Source organism: Moraxella sp. K02, from assembly GCF_041154755.1.
In the GTDB taxonomy this organism is placed as follows: Bacteria; Pseudomonadota; Gammaproteobacteria; order Pseudomonadales; family Moraxellaceae; genus Faucicola.
The window spans coordinates 503,656-525,299 of sequence record NZ_AP031590.1 but is presented as its reverse complement, the minus strand read 5'-3'; the positions used below and the strand labels follow the sequence as shown (position 1 = coordinate 525,299).

Annotated in this window: 15 protein-coding genes and 2 tRNA genes; 6 read left to right on the top strand and 11 right to left on the bottom strand. The window is 43.5% G+C overall.

The genetic code is table 11. The features are described 5' to 3' along the window. Positions 1-79: 79 nt before the first annotated feature. Both ACAM39_RS02405 and ACAM39_RS02400 read right to left on the bottom strand, forming a co-directional pair. Positions 80-2,851: a molybdopterin-dependent oxidoreductase gene (locus tag ACAM39_RS02405; RefSeq protein WP_369628100.1), complete on the bottom strand. Its 2,772-nt coding sequence runs from the start codon at positions 2,849-2,851 to the stop codon at positions 80-82. A gap of 39 nt (positions 2,852-2,890) precedes the next feature. Further along, on the bottom strand, positions 2,891-4,216 hold the full coding sequence (locus ACAM39_RS02400) for an NAD(P)/FAD-dependent oxidoreductase (RefSeq protein ID WP_369628099.1): 1,326 nt from the start codon (positions 4,214-4,216) through the stop codon (positions 2,891-2,893). Between the two features lie 486 nt (positions 4,217-4,702). Between ACAM39_RS02400 and ACAM39_RS02395 the strand changes: the two genes are divergently transcribed. The 4 genes from ACAM39_RS02395 (at position 4,703) to nirD (ending at position 11,409) form a co-directional block, all read left to right on the top strand. Beyond that, the gene (locus ACAM39_RS02395) at positions 4,703-6,175 is read left to right on the top strand and encodes an MFS transporter (protein WP_369628098.1); all 1,473 of its coding nucleotides are present in this window, start codon (positions 4,703-4,705) and stop codon (positions 6,173-6,175) included. A gap of 132 nt (positions 6,176-6,307) precedes the next feature. Then, positions 6,308-8,263, top strand: coding sequence for a bifunctional protein-serine/threonine kinase/phosphatase (locus ACAM39_RS02390; RefSeq protein WP_369628097.1), 1,956 nt, complete (start codon positions 6,308-6,310; stop codon positions 8,261-8,263). A gap of 188 nt (positions 8,264-8,451) precedes the next feature. Beyond that, positions 8,452-11,019, top strand: a complete 2,568-nt coding sequence (gene nirB / locus ACAM39_RS02385; RefSeq protein WP_369628096.1) for a nitrite reductase large subunit NirB — start codon at positions 8,452-8,454, stop codon at positions 11,017-11,019. A gap of 69 nt (positions 11,020-11,088) precedes the next feature. Beyond that, positions 11,089-11,409, top strand: a complete 321-nt coding sequence (gene nirD, locus ACAM39_RS02380; RefSeq protein WP_369628095.1) for a nitrite reductase small subunit NirD — start codon at positions 11,089-11,091, stop codon at positions 11,407-11,409. Positions 11,410-11,473: 64 nt separating this feature from the next. On the opposite strand, the gene cobA is transcribed toward nirD, so the two are convergent. The 7 genes from cobA to ACAM39_RS02345 form a co-directional block, all read right to left on the bottom strand. Beyond that, a complete protein-coding gene (gene cobA / locus ACAM39_RS02375; RefSeq protein ID WP_369628094.1) occupies positions 11,474-12,340 on the bottom strand; it encodes a uroporphyrinogen-III C-methyltransferase in 867 nt (288 codons plus the stop codon). A gap of 134 nt (positions 12,341-12,474) precedes the next feature. Then, a complete protein-coding gene (gene mobA / locus ACAM39_RS02370; protein ID WP_369628093.1) occupies positions 12,475-13,086 on the bottom strand; it encodes a molybdenum cofactor guanylyltransferase in 612 nt (203 codons plus the stop codon). After that, the gene (gene moaB, locus ACAM39_RS02365) at positions 13,076-13,609 is read right to left on the bottom strand and encodes a molybdenum cofactor biosynthesis protein B (protein ID WP_369628092.1); all 534 of its coding nucleotides are present in this window, start codon (positions 13,607-13,609) and stop codon (positions 13,076-13,078) included. The genes mobA and moaB overlap by 11 nt, the downstream gene beginning before the upstream one ends. 198 nt (positions 13,610-13,807) lie before the next feature. Next, positions 13,808-15,436, bottom strand: a complete 1,629-nt coding sequence (locus ACAM39_RS02360; protein WP_369628091.1) for a BCCT family transporter — start codon at positions 15,434-15,436, stop codon at positions 13,808-13,810. 813 nt (positions 15,437-16,249) lie between these two features. Beyond that, a tRNA-Asp gene (locus tag ACAM39_RS02355) sits at positions 16,250-16,326 on the bottom strand. Positions 16,327-16,362: 36 nt separating this feature from the next. Further along, positions 16,363-16,438, bottom strand: a tRNA-Val gene (locus ACAM39_RS02350). 263 nt (positions 16,439-16,701) lie between these two features. Beyond that, entirely contained in the window at positions 16,702-17,193 is a 492-nt protein-coding gene (locus ACAM39_RS02345; RefSeq protein WP_369628090.1) for a glutathione peroxidase, read from the bottom strand. Positions 17,194-17,365: 172 nt separating this feature from the next. Here ACAM39_RS02345 and ACAM39_RS02340 point away from each other — a divergent pair, with 172 nt between their 5' ends. After that, positions 17,366-19,039 (top strand): aminotransferase class I/II-fold pyridoxal phosphate-dependent enzyme, encoded by a 1,674-nt coding sequence (locus tag ACAM39_RS02340; RefSeq protein WP_369628089.1) that lies wholly within the window; start codon positions 17,366-17,368, stop codon positions 19,037-19,039. Positions 19,040-19,084: 45 nt separating this feature from the next. Here ACAM39_RS02340 and ACAM39_RS02335 read toward each other — a convergent pair whose 3' ends face one another. Both ACAM39_RS02335 and ACAM39_RS02330 read right to left on the bottom strand, forming a co-directional pair. Next, complete coding sequence (locus ACAM39_RS02335) at positions 19,085-19,219, bottom strand: methionine/alanine import family NSS transporter small subunit (RefSeq protein ID WP_135888409.1); 135 nt, start codon at positions 19,217-19,219, stop codon at positions 19,085-19,087. Between the two features lie 34 nt (positions 19,220-19,253). Next, entirely contained in the window at positions 19,254-20,726 is a 1,473-nt protein-coding gene (locus ACAM39_RS02330) for a sodium-dependent transporter (protein WP_060996069.1), read from the bottom strand. A gap of 441 nt (positions 20,727-21,167) precedes the next feature. On the opposite strand from ACAM39_RS02330, the gene ACAM39_RS02325 reads away from it, so the two are divergent. Further along, positions 21,168-21,641 (top strand): arsenate reductase ArsC, encoded by a 474-nt coding sequence (locus ACAM39_RS02325; RefSeq protein ID WP_369628088.1) that lies wholly within the window; start codon positions 21,168-21,170, stop codon positions 21,639-21,641. Positions 21,642-21,644 lie beyond the last annotated feature (3 nt).

The window sequence follows — 21,644 nt, the reverse complement described above, 5'->3', positions numbered from 1 at the left end:
TAGAATCAGGCGACATTAAGCGAAATTATAAAGTGGCTTAAAGTTCGCCCAATGATCCTTTTAACCAGTTATAACAATTTCACCCCGCCAAAATTTTGCTAATCTCTCCTAGACAGGAGCCACAATTGGTGCCTGCTTTGCAATGTTTGCCAACTTCAACGACGGTTTTACAGTGATATTTTTTTATCGTCTCAACAATGGTATTTTCACCCACTGACATACAAGAGCAAACAATCCGCCCTGTATCAATAAAACCCGTGGCAGGTTTGCCCATTAGTAGCCATTTACGCGTATGGTTATCAAGACTTCTGCCAAATTGGCTATCTAGCCAGTTATGGGTGGGTAGTTTATGCTCGTGGGTGCTCAAAAATACTAGCGCATGGACTTGCCCATTTTGCAATATCGCAAGTCGTAAATCTTGGCTGGTGTTATCGGTATCAATATGTTGATAATGGATAATATCAAAGTTGTAGGCTTGCGCTGGTCGATTGAGCCATACCCTTAACTGCTGTTGCCAATATTGTTTATCAAACCAGGTTGTCATGACCGCAGACTGATTATCAATGGCAAAAAAATACTGGCTACTGTTTGACTGGCGATTACGCACCCAATAAGTCATATCTGGCGATTCGAGCCAATTTAGCAGGTTTTCATCACAGTGTTTATCAATCAATAACCATCCAAATGCTTGCATGGTCAGCTTTTGCAGCCTGACAGGTTGGTGCTTGAGCTGCGGTTGCTGCGAAAAGGGGTCATAATGATTGCTAATAAGCTTACCGACACGCGCATTGGCAGCAAAGTGCTGATTCCAGTGCATGGGTATAAACACATCGCCTTGGCGTTGTTTTTCAGTCACATCCGCCCGCACTAAGATAGTGCCGTTGGGACTGTTAATTTGCACAAAATCGTTATTTTGTAGACCCAAAGGTTTGGCGTCACTTGGATGAATCGCAACCAGTGGGTGCGGTAAATGCTGATTGAGCTGTGGGGCAATCCCTGTGCGGGTCATGGTATGCCATTGGTCACGCGAGCGACCTGTGTTAAGCACCAGTGGATATTGCTCATCAGGCAATGACTTGGGTACCGCAGGATTAACGGTGACAAAATGCAGTTTTTGGGTATCGGTATAAGTGGTGCCGATAGTGGTATATGGGTCTTGTTTTTGTAGTCCAAAATAATGCGGTTGACCCCACTGAAACGGTGCCAAATTATCATACTCGTTTTGGCTAATATTGGCTAAATGACTGATATTAAAACTTCGGCTATCTGTATTTTTTTCACCGCCATTCTTTTCGCCACTAAGCCGAGCGTGTTCGGCAAACACTTGGTAGTCGTGGGTGTAATCAAAACCCACAAAACCCATTTTCTGTGCCACTTGGCTCACTATCCACCAGTCAGGTTTGGCGTCAGCAAATGGAGTAACTAAGCGGCGCTGACGAGAGATACGGCGTTCGCTGTTAGTAACCGTGCCTGATTTTTCACTCCAGCCTTGCGCGGGCAAAGCCACATGAGCAAAGTCGAGCGTGTCGCTGTCTTTTGAGCAGTCAGACACGATGACCAGTGGGCATTGCTGTAACGCCATGGCAAATTTGTCTGCTTCTGGCAGACTGACCACAGGGTTGGTCGCCATAATCCAAATCGCTTTAATTTGCCCCTCCAAAATAGCATCGGCACATTGGGTTGCCTTGATACCATCTTTACCACTAATGCTAGTCGGTGCTTGCCAAAAGTTGGCTACCGTTTGACGATGGTCGCTGTTTTTGAGCTCAAAATGACTGGCAAGCAGATTGGCTAACGCCCCGACCTCTCGCCCACCCATGGCATTGGGCTGTCCCGTAATTGAGAATGCCCCTGCCCCTTCATAACCCAGTTTGCCTGTATAAAGGTGGCAATTGATAATGCTATTGACCTTATCAGTGCCATTACTGGCTTGATTGACACCCATGGAGTAAAAACTCACGGTTTTCGTGGTAGTGGCAAACAATTGGTAAAACTCGGTTAAATCACTTTCGTTGACACCGCAGATTTTGGCAACTTTTTTAATCGTCCAACTGTCACTGGCTGCAAGCGCATCAGCAAAATTGTCACAATGCCTGAGATAATCGTGATTGGCATAGCCGTTTTGGTGCAAGTAATTGAGTAGTCCGACAAATAAATGGGTATCTGTGCCCGAGCGAATCGGCAAATGCAAGTCAGCAATCGCGGTACTGTCAGTGGCTCGTGGGTCAATCACCACGATTTTTTTGTTGGGATTGGCTTGTTTGCTGGATTTTAACCGACCAAATAAAATCGGATGACACCACGCCATATTCGAACCGATAATGATAAATAGGTCGCTGTTTTCGATGTCTTCATAATTACAAGGCACAGTGTCCGAGCCAAATGCTCGCTTGTAGCCAGCCACCGCTGATGACATACACAGTCGAGAATTGGAGTCCAAATTATTGGTACCCAAAAAACCTTTAGTAAATTTGTTTGCCACGTAATAATCTTCGGTGAGCAGTTGTCCCGATACATATAGCATAACGCTGTCGGCGCCGTACTCATCAATGGTCTGTTGCAATGATTTGGCAACAAAATCGGTGGCGGTATCCCAATCGACTGCCTCGCCATGAATCATCGGATGTGCCAAACGGCGGTCACGATCGAGCGTATCGCCCAATGCTTTGCCTTTGGAGCATAATTTGCCAAAGTTGGCAGGATGGGTTGGATCACCGTCAATGCTGACGTGTTGGGTATTCTCATCAATCGTCGCCAACACGCCACAGCCAACACCGCAATAGGCACAGGTGGTTTTGACTTGGGTCAGGGGAGAATTTTGTGATGCTAAATGTTGTATAGTTGTTGTCACACGTTAACCTTTTACTATTTTTAATTTCTACCAGTCAGATCAGCCCGCCAGCAACTCTTCACAAAACGCTTTGCCAAACAGTAATTTATCTTTGATGGCTGAAATATCTTGTTGATTTTGAATCAGTTCAAAAAACCAACTGCCCTCTTGTACATCACCATATAGCACTGCAGATAAAATACGGTTGTCTTTTACGGTGATTTTTTGGTAGATGCTATGGCTAGGGTCTTGATAAATCAACTGCTCGCAGTCGTGACTCACATCGATATCACCTGCCGAAAATAGCGCCACGCCCGAGACCTTTAGCTTGGTTGCCGTTGGTTGTATGCTAAACACGGGCGAGGTGCTGTCTGGCTGCTCGTTTAAGGTATGTAGCAGAATATTGGCTTGCTCATACACAGGTGCGACTAGCCCAAATAGCTGGTTGTCAAACTGTACACACTCGCCAATCGCATACACGTTTGGGGTATGGGTTCGCATTTGGTTATCAACCAAAATCCCCCGCTCGCAAGTGATACCGACCTGTTGCGCAAGGGCAATATTGGGTCGCACGCCGACGGTCATGATAACGCAATCGCTGTCAATGGTTTTGGCAGGGATGGATGTATCGACATTATCCGTGTAAGTCAGTCCAGTAACCTGGTTATCCTCATCCACGCAAATCGCTTGAGAGTTGGCGTTGAGCACAAACTCAATACCTTTGTTTTCAAAGTAAGTTTGCAGTAAATCGGCAGCGGTTTTATCCAGTTGGCGATTGAGTAAATAGCCTGCCCCATGTACCACCGTGACTTTCGCTCCCTGTTGTACTAAGGCATTGGCAGCCTCAAGACCGAGTAACCCACCGCCGATAACCAGGCATTTTGGAGATTTTTTGCCATTATGATTGGTTTTTGCGATATCTAGCATAGCGTCCACATCGGCTTTGGTACGAAAACCCATGACGCCTTTTGCGGTATGGTTGGGCAATGGCAAAATAAATGGCGTTGAACCTGTGGCAAACACCAATTTGTCATAGCCGATAGTTTCGCCACTGTCGGTGATGACCTGATGAGCAGCAAGATTGATATCGCTAACAGTGCAGCCTGTCTTTACAGTGATGTTATGGTTGGCGTACTCCTCTTGAGAAAATAGATAAATCTCAGCGAAGCGTTTTTCCCCTGCCAATACAGGCGATAGCATAATACGGTTATAGCCTGCATATGGCTCGCTGTTGATAAGCGTGATAGCAAACTCATCTTGACTTTGTTCGCCTTGGCTATCAATCCCCAGTCCGCTGTGGTCACTCAGTCTGCTTTTGGCATACTGCATGGCGAAGCGTGTCCCTGCCATCCCTGCCCCTATGATAAGAATGTGTGTGTGTTGCATTATTTGGCTGACCTTGCTTATCCGACCCAATATTTCATACTTTAGAATCTAGCACTTTAAAATTTAGCCCTTTAGATAATTCAAAATTTATGCCAACCGTTTTAAACCTTTGTTTTTTACTGTTTTTTATGGTGTTTTAAATTTTGGCTATTATTTGCCGGACAGTGTGATGGATGTTGACCACTCTTTGAATTTAACCTCTTTAACTGTAGATAACTGCTTGACTGTTTTTAAAATATTTTTAGCCAATTTTTTCGCTATTCATTTGCATTATTTTTCACCTTATCGATTACTTACCAAAATAGTGCAGTACGGCGTCAAATTTTTATTATTTATGCTAATCGGTGAAAGTTTTATCACAGCAAAATAGCTAATTGATGGGTCATTCAAAAAATCATTGTAAAAACAAAAGTTTATGATAATGGCATAAATATTGCTTTTGCCTTGTTACCGTGAACCGTACAGGCTTACTTAAAGGAGAAGCAGATGCCCCAACGTTTACCGCTGTTTGCTATGAAATTACCCCGTATCAAGGTGTTACATTACACCTGGTTTGCTTTTTTCGTCACCTTTTTAATTTGGTTTGCTCATGTGGCATTGATGCCAACCATCAAACAACATTTTCATTTGAGCGATGGACAAGTCAAAGCGATCTTGATGCTCAATGTGGCTTTGACCATTCCTGCCCGTTTGCTAATCGGCGCGATGGTCGATAGATACGGCCCCAAGCGTTCATATAGTGCTGTGTTGTTGATTAGCGGTTTTTTGTGTTTTGTGTTTGCATTTGCCCAAAGTTTCCAAATGCTAGCGATTGGGCGGTTTTTGCTAGGTTTTGTCGGTGCAGGATTTGTGGTTGGGATTCGTTTGATTTCAGAATGGTTTCCTGTCAATGAAGTCGGCTCAGCAGAAGGGGTGTACGGCGGTTGGGGCAATTTTGGGGCGGCAGTAGCGTCAATGTCGATGCCGATTCTTGCCTTAGTGTATGGCGGAGCAGACGGTTGGCGGTATGCGATTGCGACCACAGGCGTGATTGCGATTGTTTACTCGTTCATTTTTTATCGTGGTGTCAGTGATACACCCAAAGGCGCGACCTATTTTAAACCAAAAAAATCAGGCGGTTTAGAAGTATCAAACAAAGCAGATTTTTACTTTTATGCGGTCATGATTTTACCGGTTTATGCGATTTTGTTTTTGTTGGCGTGGCGTTTGTCACCTAGCGGATTAAAATTATTAACCGCCAATCAAACCATGCTGGCATATGCGGTGGTGGCGGTGCTTGTAGTCTATCAATATATCAAAATCTGGTCAGTCAATAAGCATTTATTTGATACATCTCGCCCTGCGGTAAATCCAGAATATGGTTATCAGTTCAAACAAGTGGCGATCTTGGACATGGCGTATTTAGCATGTTTTGGCTCTGAATTGGCAGTGGTCTCGATGTTGCCGCAATTTTTTATTACCAACTATGGTGTATCGCATACTTTAGCAGGGTTGACTGCAGGCTGTTTTGCGGTGATGAATTTATTTGCTCGTCCTGGCGGTGGTTTTATGTCCGATGCGGTCGGTCGTCGTAAAGTATTGATGATTGCATTGGCCGGGCAAACGGTGGGTTATCTGCTAATGACGCAAATGACCAAGTTACCATTGGCGGGTGCAGTGGCAATCGTGCTGCTTACTTCTGTATTTGTGCAAGCAGCATGCGGTGCAGTGTATTCAGTGGTTCCGCTCATTCAACGCCGTATGACAGGGCAAATTGCTGGTATGGCGGGTGCCTATGGTAATGTAGGTGGGGTGTTGTTTTTGACTATTTTCTCAATGGTATCGCCAACAGGATTTTTTATTACCCTCGCGATTTTTGCAGGGATTGCCTTTATTGGCGCGACCTTCTTGAGCGAGCCACAAGGACATATGGTTGAGGTGCACGAAGATGGCACGATTGAGCGAATTGCGGTAGCGTAATCGCTCTCTAAATCCAACCAAAAAACAGTCAACCAGCGGACAAGGAAATCTAGTTAGTAAGGCAAAAAAGGGTGTATACCCTTTTTTCATTTTTGCACAATGCGTAGCAACCGTGCTAGTAAGGAAAAATCCATGTCAAAAGCCATTCAGCAAAATCCCCCCAGTTCTCAATCTTTACCACAATCCTTGCCGCAACTGCTGACCCGTGCTGCTAGTCATGCAGGGCGCAAAGCGGAAAACCAAGACACCTTGACAATGCAAACATTGGTGCCAACAGGGGATAGCAGCGTCGCTCATCTTGCATGGCAAGTCACTGCTTTAGCTGATGGGGTCAGCAGCTGCGGACAGCCAAAGCTCGCTAGTCAATGGGTGATTGATACGCTGATCGACCAATTAAGCATGCACCAAGCTGACATGGTGACAACCCCTGTTACTAGCCCTATTACTAGCCCTGTTACTAGTGATTCATTGAATAACAACAGTGCCGAAACGCTGGCCCAAATGCTCACCAAAAGCGTGCATATTATCAATGATTTTTTGTATTTTAGTGATCACCATGACAGCTTTGATTCAGCCTCACAGCGGTATTTGCCCAAATTACTCTCAACCTTATCTGGGCTGCTGTTTACCGAGCCTTTATTATCCGAGCACTCGGCAATGTTATTCCACACGGGCGATAGCCGTATCTATCGGCTACGACACAACAAACTGCGCGTACTCACCCAAGACCACAGACACAAACGAGGGCGAGACAAAGGCGCCTTAGCCGCCGCACTTGGCGCAGATGCCCAAGTAGAATTACAACTTGCCCAAATTGATGTGTTGCCCGAAGATGTGTTTTTGATAATGACCGATGGCGTGTATGAATTTATCGGTGACGATGAATTATTGCTACTCACCCAATCGGCATTGGGCAAATTGTTGGCGCTGGATAATTCCACCACCCTAGACTTAGAAAATTTGCCAGAAACCTTGTGTCAGGTGGCATTGGAAAATGGCAGTAATGACAATGTCAGTTGCGTGATGATAGCCGTCTTGCCAAAAGTTGCGAGAATTTTGGCGAATGCAGATTTTGACAAAGCTGACCTTGCCGAACATACAGACAGTCGTCATGCGGTTACCCGTTTACGTATTCCGCCTGTGCTGACTGCCGGCGACAAGCTTGATCATTTTATCATTGACAAAGTGGTGCAAAACACGCCACGCAGTAGCGTGTATTTGGCAACCGACAGCACCGCTGACACAGCCGATAATCAGCGTATTATCAAAGTGCCATCTGCCTATTATGAAGACGATAGCGGATTTTTACGGCTGTTTTTAAAAGAAGAAAAAATAGGGTTAAGCCTCAATCACCCAAGCTTACTAAAATTTTACCCCAAGCCGATAAATAGCCAGTATCTGTACCATGTCACCGAATTTTTGCAAGGCATGAGCTTGCGTGAATTTATCGACATCCAGCCGCCGTTATCGGTTGCCCAAACTTTTGCTATTGTCAATCAAATCGGTATGGCGCTGCGAGCGCTGCACCGTAATTATCTGCTCCATCAAGATATCAAGCCCGAAAATATCATGCTTCTGCCATCGGGTCATATCAAGCTCATTGATTTTGGTTCGGTTGGCTCGTTGCTGTTAAGAACAGGACATACACCGCCTGTGGGCGATTTACATTATATTGCCCCCGAATATTTTAGCGATGCACCAAAAGGGGTGTATTCCGATATTTTCTCGCTGGGAGTGGTGACTTATGAGATGCTGACAGGGCTACAGCCGTTTGATGTCGATACCTTGACCACTGCGATGACCGCACAAACCACCCAAAAACTGGCGTTCAAAAACGTGCGACAATTGCGCACGGATTTGCCATTTTGGGTCAATGACGTGCTGATTCGTGCGCTGCAAGCAGATAGCAACCGCCGCTATCAGAGTATTGGCGATTTTCTCACCGACCTTGACCCCAAAAGCCATGCCGACGATAAAGCCAAGCAGCCGCTGATTGACAAACATCCTGTGCTATTTTGGCAACTGGTCAGTGGCATATTAACGGCGCTGTTGCTCATCACTTGGTTACTGGTTGCGTTAAATCACTAATAATGTGAGTTATTTTTCTTAATAGACAATTAACCTATATATTTTAACCCATTGAAATTTATAGTTAATTTAAATATTGGCATAAATTTTGCTTACATAGCAGTATAGAAAAACTTAGGATAATACACGCCAAAAGCCAGTCATTATCCTAGTCAAGAAGCCAATGTTTCGTTAGAAGGGATAAATACATGAAAAATCTCATTGTCATCGGTAACGGTATGGTCGGTCATCACTTTATCGAAAAAGCGATTGAAAAAAACTTGCACCAAATTTATCAGATTCATGTATTTAGTGCAGAAAAACGCCCAGCATATGATCGGGTGTATTTGTCCAGTTACTTTGAACATAGAGATGCCAGTCAATTAAACTTGGTGGATTTGGCGCACTATAAGCAAGCTGGGATTACCTTGCATTTAGGCGAAGCGGTTAACCACATTGATGCGCAAAGTAAAATCGTCACAACAATCAAGGGTAATGCGCTTGAGTTTGACAAATTGGTACTCGCCACTGGTTCTTATCCTTTTGTCCCGCCTGTTAAAGGCAATCAACATGCGCACTGTCATGTCTATCGCACCATTGAAGACTTAGATGCGATTTTAGCAACTGCGGACAATCCACGTGTTCAACGTGGTGTAGTGGTTGGCGGTGGCTTATTGGGATTAGAAGCCGCCAAAGCCTTGGTAACACTGGGTTTAACCACTTATGTAGTCGAGTTCGCACCCCAACTTATGGGCGTACAGCTAGATGCCGCAGGCGGAGAGTTGCTAAAGAAAAAAATCGAAGACTTGGGCGTTACGGTACTAACCGGTAAAAATACTCAGCAAATCATCGATAACCATGACGATGACGCTAGTTTTTTAACCATGCAATTTGCTGACGGCACTTTGCTTGATACCGATTTGATTCTATTTAGTGCTGGGATTCGCCCTGAAGATACTATGGCACGAGATTCTGGGCTAAAACTTGGCGAACGTGGCGGTATCGTCATTGATGACACATGTCAAACAAGCGAGCCAGATATTTATGCGATTGGAGAATGTGCCTTGTGGGATAACAAAATCTACGGGCTGGTTGCTCCAGGCTACACCATGGCAAGCGTGTGCGCCTCGCAACTGTCAGGCGAGCATGACAGCCTATTTGACGGTGCGGACATGAGCACCAAACTCAAACTGATGGGGGTGGATGTCGGCAGTATTGGCGATGCGCATGGTAAAATCAAAGACAGCCAAAGCTATGTCTACCAAAACCCCAAAACAGGCGTGTACAAAAAGTTGGTTACTACCCCAGACAGCAAACGCTTGCTCGGTGCGGTACTTGTCGGTGATACGGAAGATTACAGCAACTTGCTCCAGTTATTTTTAAATGGTATTGATTTACCATTACACCCAGAAAGCTTGATTTTACCAAATGTCGAAAAGCCCGTTATGGGCGTTGAAAATCTGCCCGATACCGCTACCCTATGCTCATGTTATAACGTCAGCAAAGGTCAAATCTGCGCAGCCGTGGACAATGGGGCCATGACTTATGAAGACATCAAGAGCTGCACCAAGGCCAGTACAGGCTGTGGCGGTTGTGCCCAAATCGTCAAAGATACCTTAGTGTCAGAACTCAAAAAGCGCGGTATCGAAGTTAAAAACCATATCTGCGAGCATTTTGCTTACTCTCGCCAAGAGTTGTATCACTTGGTACGAGTCGGTAATATCCACACCTTTGAAGAGATGATTGAAAGACACGGACACGGTGATGGCTGTGAAATCTGTAAACCAACGATTGGCTCGATTTTGGCGTCTTGCTGGAATGACTATATCTTAGATAAACCCCTGGTTGCGCTACAAGATACCAATGATGCTTTCTTGGGGAATATCCAAAAAGATGGTACTTACTCAGTCGTGCCGCGTATTGCGGGCGGTGAAATTACTGCCGAAAAACTCATCGTACTGGGCGAAGTGGCTCGGGATTTTGGACTTTACACCAAAATCACTGGTGGGCAACGTGTGGATTTATTTGGTGCACGTAGTGACCAATTGCCCGATATTTGGGAACGCTTAATCAACGCAGGTTTTGAAACAGGGCATGCCTATGGCAAGTCTTTGCGTACGGTCAAATCTTGCGTCGGTAGCACATGGTGTCGCTATGGGGTTGATGATAGTGTGGGACTAGCAATTAAACTGGAAAACCGCTACAAAGGCTTACGCTCACCGCATAAAATCAAATTTGGGGTGTCAGGCTGTACCCGTGAATGCGCTGAAGCCCAAGGCAAAGATATCGGTATTATCGCCACCGAAAACGGCTGGAACCTTTATGTCTGTGGCAACGGCGGTATGCGGCCTCGTCACGCTGAACTATTTGCCAGTGACTTGGACACAGCCACGCTGGTTAAATATATAGACCGTTTCTTAATGTTCTACATAAAAACAGGCGACCGCTTACAACGCACGTCAGTCTGGCGTGAAAAAATGGAAGGTGGTCTTGAGTATATTCAAGACGTGGTCATCAATGATAGCTTGGGCATTGCTCATGAGCTTGAAACCCAAATGCAAGCGGACATTGACGCTTACCAGTGCGAATGGAAAACCACCCTCTCTGACCCCGAGCGCCTTAAACGCTTTAAGCACTTTATCAATAGTGACAAAGTCGATGACAACGTGGTGTTTGTTGAAGAGCGGAGCCAAATTCGCCCTGCGACTGCGGAAGAAAAGTTAGTGCTTGGCTATGATGCAACTAAATTCTCAGCCGACACTGCAACACCTGCCTAACTTTAGTAAAATTCACCAAAGTGGGATGCTCAATGGGCATCTCATCGGGTAAAAATATGGAATCAAACCATGAATGAAATCTGTAAACTAGACGATATCATCCCAGAAACAGGCGTGTGTGCGTTGGTAAACGGTGAGCAAGTGGCTATCTTTCGTACCCAAAATGATGACGTTTTTGCCATGCACAACTTTGACCCATTTAGCAAGGCTAACGTCATTTCTAGGGGGCTACTTGGTAGCTGTGAAATTGACGGGCAAAAGGTGCGTTATGTCGCGTCACCTATGTATAAACAACGGTTTGACTTGGCAACAGGTAAGTGTCTTGATGATGAGCGAGTTTCGTTAAGATCGTATCCAGTTAAGGTCAATCATGGCGTGGTGTTTATTTAACTAAATGCCGACAATATATAAAGGGGTATAGAAATCATGCCCCTTTATCTTTACCCCAATCAAACTACACCACTAATTGTTGATAATATTGCCGACTGGCATTTAACTCATTATATAGTGATACGACTTCGCCCATGATCATCACTGCAGGGGAAGGCAGTTTGGCAATATTTTGTAGCGTTTGAATGGTATCAAGTGTCCCGATTAATACCTGTTCATTCTCTCGGCTGACATTGGAAATAATGGCAAATGGAGTATCGGCTGATTTACCTGCTTGCAACAAGCCTTGTGTCAGCGATGGCAAGGTATTTAACCCCATATAAAAAATCACCGTTTGATTATCCGCTAACAACTCAGCATATTGCTCATTCGGCGTATCCGTCTTTAAAAACCCTGTCACAAACTTAACGGATTGGGCATAGTCGCGGTGGGTCAATGGGATATTAACGCTATTGGCAACCGCTAATGCTGTGGTAATGCCTGCAATTGACTCACATGCAATGCCGGCGCTCACTACGGTCTGCATTTCTTCGCCACCACGACCAAAGATAAACGGATCGCCTGATTTTAGCCGAATGACGATTTTACCTTGCTTAGCAAGCGTTACTAACAAGCCATTAATATCTTGTTGTGGCATACTGTGCTTTGCACATTTTTTTCCAACGTAAATTTTCTCTGCTGTTGGGTTAATCGCCAAAATCTCATCACTAACCAAATTGTCGTAACAAATAACATCTGCTTGCAAGATGGTTTTATAGGCTTTGATGGTCAAGAGTTCGGCATCGCCTGTACCTGCACCAACCAGATACACTTTGCCCTGATTTTTTACAGATTTTGCATGTTTGGGGGCTGTAAGAAGGTCAAAACGATTTTCTTTCACGCTGTCATTGGGAAAAAATTCAACACTCACAGGGCTACTGATTGAAGGCATAGCAGTTTTCCAACATAATCAAACAAGATAATTTAAAAATGCAATTACCATGCCTAAATTTTAACTCATACCCTTAATTGATGAAATTATTTTATATCCTGTTAATGTGAATAATTTCCCAAAATTTAACCTATTTATCCTATATCATTGAGTGAGTTCAACGCCAAATCAAATTCATTTTTGGTATTAAAATTTGCTAAAGTTATCCATTCATTCGGCAATGCAGCGGTTTGTATTTTTTTATCCGCCAAAAACTTCATCACTGCGCGCTGCCCCTTATCCAAATAATCGTATAATTTTATTAATAAATCCGTACGATACAAACCCAACAATGGATAATCCTTGTCAGCTTTTAAATAAATCACCGCTTCATTATCGGTTACCGCATAATGCAACTTATCAAAAACTTGATGGGCATGAACCAAACTATCACAGCTTATCACCAGTAAATAATGGTAAGGAGACATGACTTGATTCATGGCACTTGCCATGGCTGATAACGCCCCTGCTCCTTTGCCATCTTGTTGATTTGGCACATAATCATCAATGATTTTGACGGTTGCATCATGACATAAGCGCTTACCATTATCCGCCACCATGACAGGGACATTTAAGCGTTTGGCATGACGAATATGAAAATCAAGCAAAGTTTCGCCATTTGGCAAGCTTAATAACGCCTTGGGCGAACCCATCCGAGATGATTCACCCCCCGCCAAAATCACCACCCCTGCCAATTTAATGGTCATGTTTTGGATTTTCACGCATCAGATGCGGCACAAAGTTACACGGACGGGTACGGTTGTCGAGCTGTTCTTTGATGATGCCTTCCCAGCCTGTGCGACAGGCACCCGAAGAGCCAGGTAAACAAAAAATCACCGTATTATTCGCCATGCCTGCTAGGGCACGAGATTGCAAGGTCGACATGCCGATTTCATCACGAGATAGCGCGCGGAACATCTCACCAAAACCTTGTACTTCTTTATCAAACAGCGGGCTTAGGGCTTCAGGGATTTGGTCACGGATATAAAAACCTGTCCCACCAGTGGTAATGATAGCGTGAATCGCAGGGTCAGCAATCCATTGACTCACGATCGCACGGATTTGATAAATATCATCGGTGCGTATGGCTCGCTCTGCCAGGGTATGCCCTGATTCGACAAGGCTATCGGCTAGGTATTGACCAGAGGTATCTTCTTCTAAACTGCGGGTGTCTGATACAGTTAAGATTTCGATATTAAGCGCAATAAAAGGTTTTTCAGGCTTGCTCATTGGGGTTTCCTCATTATTTGATGGGCATACAATTTTATGGGCATATCAAATATTGCCATACATTAGGCATTTGTTATAGCATTTTTGTTTGTAACGCATGTCTAGGCTGTGAATTAAGCCCATTGGTTGACTGCCTAGACGGGCATCAGCTTTGCGACGCTTGCACCCGTCTATTTATGTTAATCAAGAAAAACAATATTAGTCATCCTTAACCACCACGGGCGGACCGAGCAATAAATGCTCATCAATAAACTCATTTGCTGAATTATGCTCAGCAGACTCTGCCGTGATATACCATTGTTGATTACGGTACAAGGTCAATCTATCACGTGTCAGCCCTCGCCATAGACAATACATCATCACAAACACCACGATGGCAAACGGAAAGCCTGCAATAATCGCGACCGCTTGCAACGCAGATAACCCCCCTGCCACCAATAATACCGCAGCAATTACGCCTTGGCTCAATGCCCAAAATAACCGCTGGATTTTTGGCGGATTGGTATCGCCGCCTGCCGTGAGCATATCAATCACAAGGCTTGCCGAATCTGACGAAGTGACAAACCACAACATAATCATCGCCACAATCACCAGCGTCAAAGGCTTGGTTAAAGGATAATATTCAATCAGTTTAAAAATCGCACTACCATAATCAGCTTTGACTGCTTCAATAAGCCCATAATTGCCCATCAATTCCATATGTACCGCGCTGCCGCCAAAGGTGGTAAACCAAAAGAACAACAACAGCATCGGGATAAATAACACCCCAAAAATAAACTCTCTGATAGTCCGACCCCGAGAAATACGCGCCACAAAAATTCCCACAAATGGCGACCAACTCACCCACCATGCCCAATAAAAAATCGTCCAATTTGCCTGCCAATCCGTATTGCTATACGCCTCACTCCAAAATCCTAGTGGAATAAGTTGACTGACATAATTGCCGATATTTTCAATAAAACTATCGATGATAAACTGGGTCGGACCAAAAAATAACATAAAGCCAAGCAGCAACACAGTCAGCACAATATTGATATCGCTTAAGCGTTTAATCCCTTTATCTAGCCCCATCATCACGGATAACGTCGCCATCGCGGTAATAATCGCAATCAGACAAAGCTGTACCGGGATATTATTGGGAATACCAAATACATTGCTAAAGCCTGCATTGATTTGCATCGCACCCAGCCCCAAGGAGGTCACCACCCCAAACATCGTGCCAAACACCGCAAGCGTATCGACCACATGCCCCCATTTGCCATAGATTTTTTGACCAATCAACGGGTATAGCACCGAGCGAATCGACAACGGCAAGCCACGGCGATAATGAAAATACGCCAATGACAACGCTACGACACAATACAACGCCCACGCATGAATCCCCCAATGCAAAAACGAAATACTCATCGCTTGTTTAGCCGCTTCTACGGTTTCGGCTTGCCCCATCGGAGGCGACATAAAATGATATAACGGCTCTGCCGTCCCCCAATACAACAGACCTATCCCAATCCCCGCACTAAACAGCATCCCAAACCATGATAGTAAGCTATACTCAGGATGCTCTGTCTGATGCCCAAGCCGAATATCGCCATAACGACTCAAGGCAATATATAGGCTAAACACCACAGTAACATTCATCAAAATAATAAAAAGCCAACGAAAACGGTGGGTAATAAAAGACTGCAGTTGGTTAAAAACCTCACCTGCCAACTCACCAAATAATGAACCAAAAAGAATAAATCCGACAATCAGCAATGCGGAGGTAATAAAAACAGGACGATTAACCCGAGGGAAAGGGCCAAATTTTTCGACTTTCACAGAACTCATAAAGATATCTTTTCATTAGATTAACTGGAAAGCAACCTTAACAAATTATTTACAATATTTCAAATTACAGCAAGATTTCACAAGGCTTATATATTACAAAAACAAAACTAAGTTTTTGATTATAAATGATATATATCTTAACATACTGTAACATTTTAATAGCGTATACAAAATAGGATTAATTAATTTTGTTTAATAACTCAATATCATTATGAAGGGGTTAATCCAACATTCGTTACCTATTTATCTACTCTAATTTGGTTAATTGACTTCCTCGTCTAGGTTGCTACCCCCTTAGATAATCAGGATGCTTTCAATGACAAGCTTAGGGGAAAACGCATTGGCAAGTTGGTAGTGGAGCGATGAGGATATTGCGGCATAGCTCATGCAATAAAATCCGAGACTTTGTTGTTCGATTGCATGAATTTTGGTTGCCTGACAGCTTGTAATGAAATCCGCCTTTTAATTTTTACTGTACTTTTTCTATTTTAATCATTGGCTTTAATAATTGGCGGGTGACCCTAACAGACCGTCAGCCAAAATTTTTGCTCACAAAATCGTCATGTTTTGGTCACAAGCTTTTGGTCACGTTAGTTTTACTTAAATATTAAAAATAGATATCTTTTTAACTTAACAATCCAAACCAATTTTCAAAATAATATGAACAAAAAAATGTATAAAATAATATATTTTTTAAAATCAATAACTTGGTATAAAATTTAAGCGAAAAAAAACCTCAAATCAGGGGAGATTTGAGGCATAAAACTTAAAAAATTTTGTTTTTTAACACTTATCTTTTTATCAAAGAAAAAGTGGCGCAGCGGACGGGACTCGAACCCGCGACCCCCGGCGTGACAGGCCGGTATTCTAACCAACTGAACTACCACTGCACGGTAGCTGATGACGATGACCCAAACTTGTCAAATTGGTGGGTCGTGACGGATTCGAACCGCCGACATTCTGCGTGTAAGGCAGACGCTCTACCAACTGAGCTAACGACCCATCGTCTGTGGTGGGTATTATAGAGAATTTATTTTTGCTGTCAACGATTTTTTTTGGCAAATATTAAAATTTTTTAAAAATTTTACTGAGTATGTCATGTGGTTGTCACATAAAAACCCTATCATACCTACATGGCCAGCAAGGTCATAGCTAACAATAAGAATAATAAGATAACAATAATAACAATGTCTCTATCGCTTGTCACCCAAAGGATTTAATTCCCCCAATTAAATCCTTTTTATTTTTCTCTCTCCCGCCTTTTCTCACTTCTGCTCCAGTAGTGCTTTGATATCCGTCTCAAGGTCTTGGGGGGCTTTGGTGGGTGCAAAACGATCTACCACTCTGCCGTGTGTGTCAACTAAAAACTTGGTAAAGTTCCATTTGATGGCGTCGCCCAACATACCCTTGCCTTGTGGCTGTGATTTTAAAAACTGATACACAGGATGGGTGTCTTTACCATTGACGTCAACTTTCGCCATCATCGGAAAGGTGACGCCATAATTGATTTGGCAAAACTCACTAATTTGCGCTTCATCGCCGGGATCTTGCTGACCAAATTGGTTGCAAGGAAACCCCAATACCACCAACCCTTGGTCTTTGTAAGCTTGGTATAGCTTTTCTAAGCCCTCAAACTGTGGGGTGAAGCCGCATTTGCTCGCGGTATTCACAATCAATACGACTTTACCTCTAAGGGTGTCAAAATCAAATAGCTGACCCCGAATATCGGTTGCGGACAATTGGTAAAAATCTTCCATAGTAAATCTCCTTGTTGTTAGTTAAAAAATTGTAAGTTTTTCTTGCATTATTATGTTGACAAGCGTAATTTATTTGTTGGCAGTTATCTGCAGTATTTATACTTTAATTTTGTCAGTATTTCTGACAAAATATTGATAAAATTCATTAATATTCAACCGGAATTCCCCCGCTATGCTCACTGACGCTAAACTATCGGCTGGACAACGCTTGACGCAGCTGCGTAAAAGCAAAGGTTTGACCACTGCCGAACTCGCCGATTTAATGACCCAAGCTGGTGCTAAAGTTAGCCGTGCCGCCATTTCTAATTGGGAGCGCGGTTCCAATGGCATCGTGTCCAATAAACTGCCTGTGCTTGCCAGCCTGTTAGGGTGTAGCGAAAGCTATTTGCTATCGGGTACTGGGGTGGAAAGTCAAAGCGTCAGCACCCAAGCATTCGCACCGCATATGCTCAATGACACTACTGTAGCACAAGCATCGAGCGATGCCAATCAAGCGAACCCGTGGCAGGGTCAAACGGCTCAACCGATGACGCCTGCTGCTACCAATTTTCAACCCAACCATTCTAAACCTAATCCCGAACCCAATCCCAAACCTAGTAGTGATGTATCTACCATGAAAACTTTGAACAAATCCAACAAACTGCAAAACGTGTGCTATGACATTCGCGGTCCTTTGCTACAAACTGCCAACCGCATGGAGACACAAGGTCATAAAATCATCAAACTTAATGTCGGCAACCCTGCCCCATTTGGGTTTGAAGCACCGCAAGAGATTTTATCAGATGTGGCAATGAATTTGCCCAATGCGATTGGCTATTCAGACTCTCAAGGGATTTTTGCCGCGCGTAAAGCGATTTTGCAGTATTACCAAGCCAAAGGATTGTTAGAAGCGGTAGACGTTGCCGATGTGTATTTGGGCAACGGCGTCTCTGAACTGATTGTGATGACTATGCAAGCGTTACTGGATGATGGCGATGAAGTGCTGATTCCAATGCCTGACTACCCGCTTTGGACAGCGGCAACGAATTTGGCAGGGGGTAAAGCAGTTCATTATCTGTGTAATGAAGCCGACAACTGGCAGCCAGATATTGCCGATATCGAAAGCAAAATCAATGAGCGCACCAAAGGCATTGTGGTCATCAACCCAAACAACCCAACAGGCGCGCTTTATTCTACCGAAAATTTAAAAAAAATCGTGGCACTGGCAGAAAAACACGGGCTTGTGCTGATGGCAGATGAGATTTATGACCGCGTGCTGTATGATGATGCCGTGCATGTACCGATGTGCACCCTTGCCAAAAACTGCTTGGTTATCTCTTACAACGGCTTGTCAAAGTCGCACCGTATCGCAGGTTTTCGCTCAGGCTGGATGATGTTATCGGGTAAAAAACACCATGCGGCTGATTTTATTGAAGGGTTAACCATGCTATCATCGATGCGGCTGTGTGCCAACGTCCCCTCACAATACGCGATTCAAACGGCGATGGGTGGCTATCAAAGTATGCAAGCCTTGACCGCACCAACCGGTCGCCTGTATCAGCAGCGCAACATCGCTATCGAGCGCCTAAATGCCATTAAAGGTATCTCATGCACCATGCCACAAGGGGCATTTTATTGTTTCCCAAAAATTGACCGTGACATTTATCCAATCGAAGATGATATGCAGTTTATGATGGAATTGTTACTGCAAGAAAAAGTATTGATGGTACAAGGTACGGGCTTTAACTGGCATGCGCCTGACCATTTTCGTGTGGTATTTTTGCCCAATGCATCAGATTTGCATGAAGCGATGGATCGACTTGAGCGCTTTTTTGCCACAAAACGCCAAGAATATGGCACCGATTAATGTTTCAGTGAAAGAAAAAAACCCCGACAATTCGGGGTTTTTTTATTAGTCATGATGCTCTTCAGGGATATTTTCGAGTGGAAGGTCTGGGTTTTTCAGTAAGTGTAATGAAGACCAAATTAACCCCCCCCAAATAAATGCCATCGCAAACACCATCAAAATCATTGCTGAACCATTCATGATTTGTTCCTTATATCGTCAATCGATTTGTTAGTTACTTATGTTTCATGCTGCTCAATAGCATTGCACCCACAGCAAATATTGCAACTACGCCCCAACCAAAAATGGCTTGGGTCATCATCGGATATTCACCATAACCTTCAGTAAGCAAAGACTTTAAGGTCAAAATCAACGCCGCAATCAACGCAACTGGCGTGATTACAGTCAATGTAAATACCCACCCTTTACCCACTTTAAAACTTGAGATGCGGTTGATATGGTTGGTTAAAACAGGAATTAATGAGCGATTAAGCCAGAAAACCCAAATAATTGACAAGATTGCACCCAATACAATACCGATGTTATTGGCGAAATTATCAATGATATCGACAAAAGTAATTGCATTTTGAGTTGAGAACATCAAAATAGAAATCACAGCAGACACACCTCCGACAATACTCACTGCCTTGTTTCGAGACCAACCAAACTTGTCACGAAACGCCGAAATCGGTACTTCTAGAATACTAACCATTGAGGTTAAGCCTGCCACGGTCAACGACGCATAGAATAAGAAACCAATAATATTTCCCAAATCACCCATACTTGAGATAATTTTAGGATAGGCAATAAACGCCAAGCCGATACCACCACTTACGACTTCAGCAACTGGTTTACCTGATGCTTGTGCCATAAAACCTAACGCCGAGAAAATACCAATACCTGCAAGCAATTCAAATGATGAATTAGCGAAGCCAACTACCAAGCCAGAACCTGTCAAATTCGCATTACGTTTAAGGTAAGAGGCATACGTCACCATGATACCAAAGCCAATCGACATTGAGAAAAAGACATGTCCAAATGCCGCCAACCAAACTTTCGGGTCTGCCATTGCCGACCAATTTGGGGTAAAGAACGCATTAAGACCCTCTGTTGCGCCTGGTAAGCGTAACGACTGCACTACGAGAATAGTGAACATGACAACCAAAAGGGGAATAAAAATACGATTAGATAATTCAATACCTTTTTTTACCCCAGCGAACATAATAAACAATGCAACTAACCATACTAACACCAATGACCATAAGAGATTTGGCACGAAAGTAAAGTTCAATGTGTCTGCATTTTGCAAGAAAGTTTTGAAGAAAAACGCTTCTGTATCAGCACCCCATTGTTGTCCAAATGAGAAGAATACATAGCTGCCCGCCCATCCCAAAACACTAGCGTAATAAATGCCAATGATGGCACACACTAGCACCTGCCACCAACCAATTGGTTCAGCAGACTTGACCATACGTTTATATGCCGTTGGTGGCGCGCCGCGATATTTTTGACCGACCACATAATCCAAAAATAGCAAAGGAAATCCAGCTGCTATTAATGCTATTAGATAAGGCACCATAAATGCCCCACCGCCATTCTCATAAGCCACATAAGGGAAGCGCCATATGTTGCCTAACCCTACAGCCGACCCAATAGCAGCCAGAATAAATCCTGAGCGAGCCGACCAATTTTCACGCTGTTGAGTCATTTTTACCTCGAACGTATAAAGAGAAAAATATTTGTAAAAAATTGCAACGAGAATCTTGCAGTGTGTAGATTTTTCATGAATCAATAGTTAATGTCAAACTTTCTTTTCACAAAACCTAACCAAAAGTTATACAAGTAAGTTATTATTTTTTTTAATTTACATAAAAAATAATAAAATCAAATATTTATAGTGTCTATTTTTAAAATTCATTAAACGCAAATTATTTTTATACTAAATATTACTTTTTGGAATCAATAATTTTTTTAGCTATTTTATGGCGAATTGCTGGCAAAACCAAGCGGTTAATGTCAACGGTTTAAACTCGCACAATTGTAGGGATTTTGATAGCAATTTTTTGCTATTGAAGGTAAAATCTCATTTTCAAAAATTGCACGCCCAAACGTGCTGACCGTTCGCAGAATGATGACAAGGGACTTATTGATGACGCAGCCTTATAACGTGTTATTCCTATGCAAGCACAATGCTAGCCGTAGCCTAATGGCAGAAGCCATTTTGAATAAAATTGGCGGTGACCGTTTTGTAGCCTATAGCGCAGGCGTTGAGCCATCCCCTAGCGCGCATCCATTCACGCTTGAGGTATTAAAACAAGAAGGTTATGACGTCACAGGCTTAGCGCCTAAATCCGTCAAGCAGTTTTTACAAGACAACGCGCCAAAGATTGATTTGGTGATTGGGCTGTGCAATTCTTTACAGCAACATGCGGACATTGATGGCAAATTTCCGCTGACCGCACATTGGCATATCAATGATACTGACAGTGTATCAGCGGATAGTGAGGTGGAAAAAGCTGCCTTTAGTCAAGTATTACGCCAACTCTCTCAGCGTATTCATTTATTGACAAACTTGCCCGAAGATAAAATCGAACATTTGGCACATCCATCAGCGGATGCCTAACAT

Coding starts and splice junctions, on each gene's coding strand:
- ACAM39_RS02400 (WP_369628099.1), bottom strand. CDS start 4,216: ATGCAACACACACACATTCTTATCATAGGGGCAGGGATGGCAGGGACA.
- ACAM39_RS02390 (WP_369628097.1), top strand. CDS start 6,308: ATGTCAAAAGCCATTCAGCAAAATCCCCCCAGTTCTCAATCTTTACCA.
- ACAM39_RS02330 (WP_060996069.1), bottom strand. CDS start 20,726: ATGACTCAACAGCGTGAAAATTGGTCGGCTCGCTCAGGATTTATTCTG.
- nirB (WP_369628096.1), top strand. CDS start 8,452: ATGAAAAATCTCATTGTCATCGGTAACGGTATGGTCGGTCATCACTTT.
- ACAM39_RS02335 (WP_135888409.1), bottom strand. CDS start 19,219: ATGAATGGTTCAGCAATGATTTTGATGGTGTTTGCGATGGCATTTATT.
- mobA (WP_369628093.1), bottom strand. CDS start 13,086: ATGACCATTAAATTGGCAGGGGTGGTGATTTTGGCGGGGGGTGAATCA.
- ACAM39_RS02325 (WP_369628088.1), top strand. CDS start 21,168: ATGACGCAGCCTTATAACGTGTTATTCCTATGCAAGCACAATGCTAGC.
- ACAM39_RS02345 (WP_369628090.1), bottom strand. CDS start 17,193: ATGGAAGATTTTTACCAATTGTCCGCAACCGATATTCGGGGTCAGCTA.
- ACAM39_RS02340 (WP_369628089.1), top strand. CDS start 17,366: ATGCTCACTGACGCTAAACTATCGGCTGGACAACGCTTGACGCAGCTG.
- cobA (WP_369628094.1), bottom strand. CDS start 12,340: ATGCCTTCAATCAGTAGCCCTGTGAGTGTTGAATTTTTTCCCAATGAC.
- moaB (WP_369628092.1), bottom strand. CDS start 13,609: ATGAGCAAGCCTGAAAAACCTTTTATTGCGCTTAATATCGAAATCTTA.
- nirD (WP_369628095.1), top strand. CDS start 11,089: ATGAATGAAATCTGTAAACTAGACGATATCATCCCAGAAACAGGCGTG.
- ACAM39_RS02360 (WP_369628091.1), bottom strand. CDS start 15,436: ATGAGTTCTGTGAAAGTCGAAAAATTTGGCCCTTTCCCTCGGGTTAAT.
- ACAM39_RS02395 (WP_369628098.1), top strand. CDS start 4,703: ATGCCCCAACGTTTACCGCTGTTTGCTATGAAATTACCCCGTATCAAG.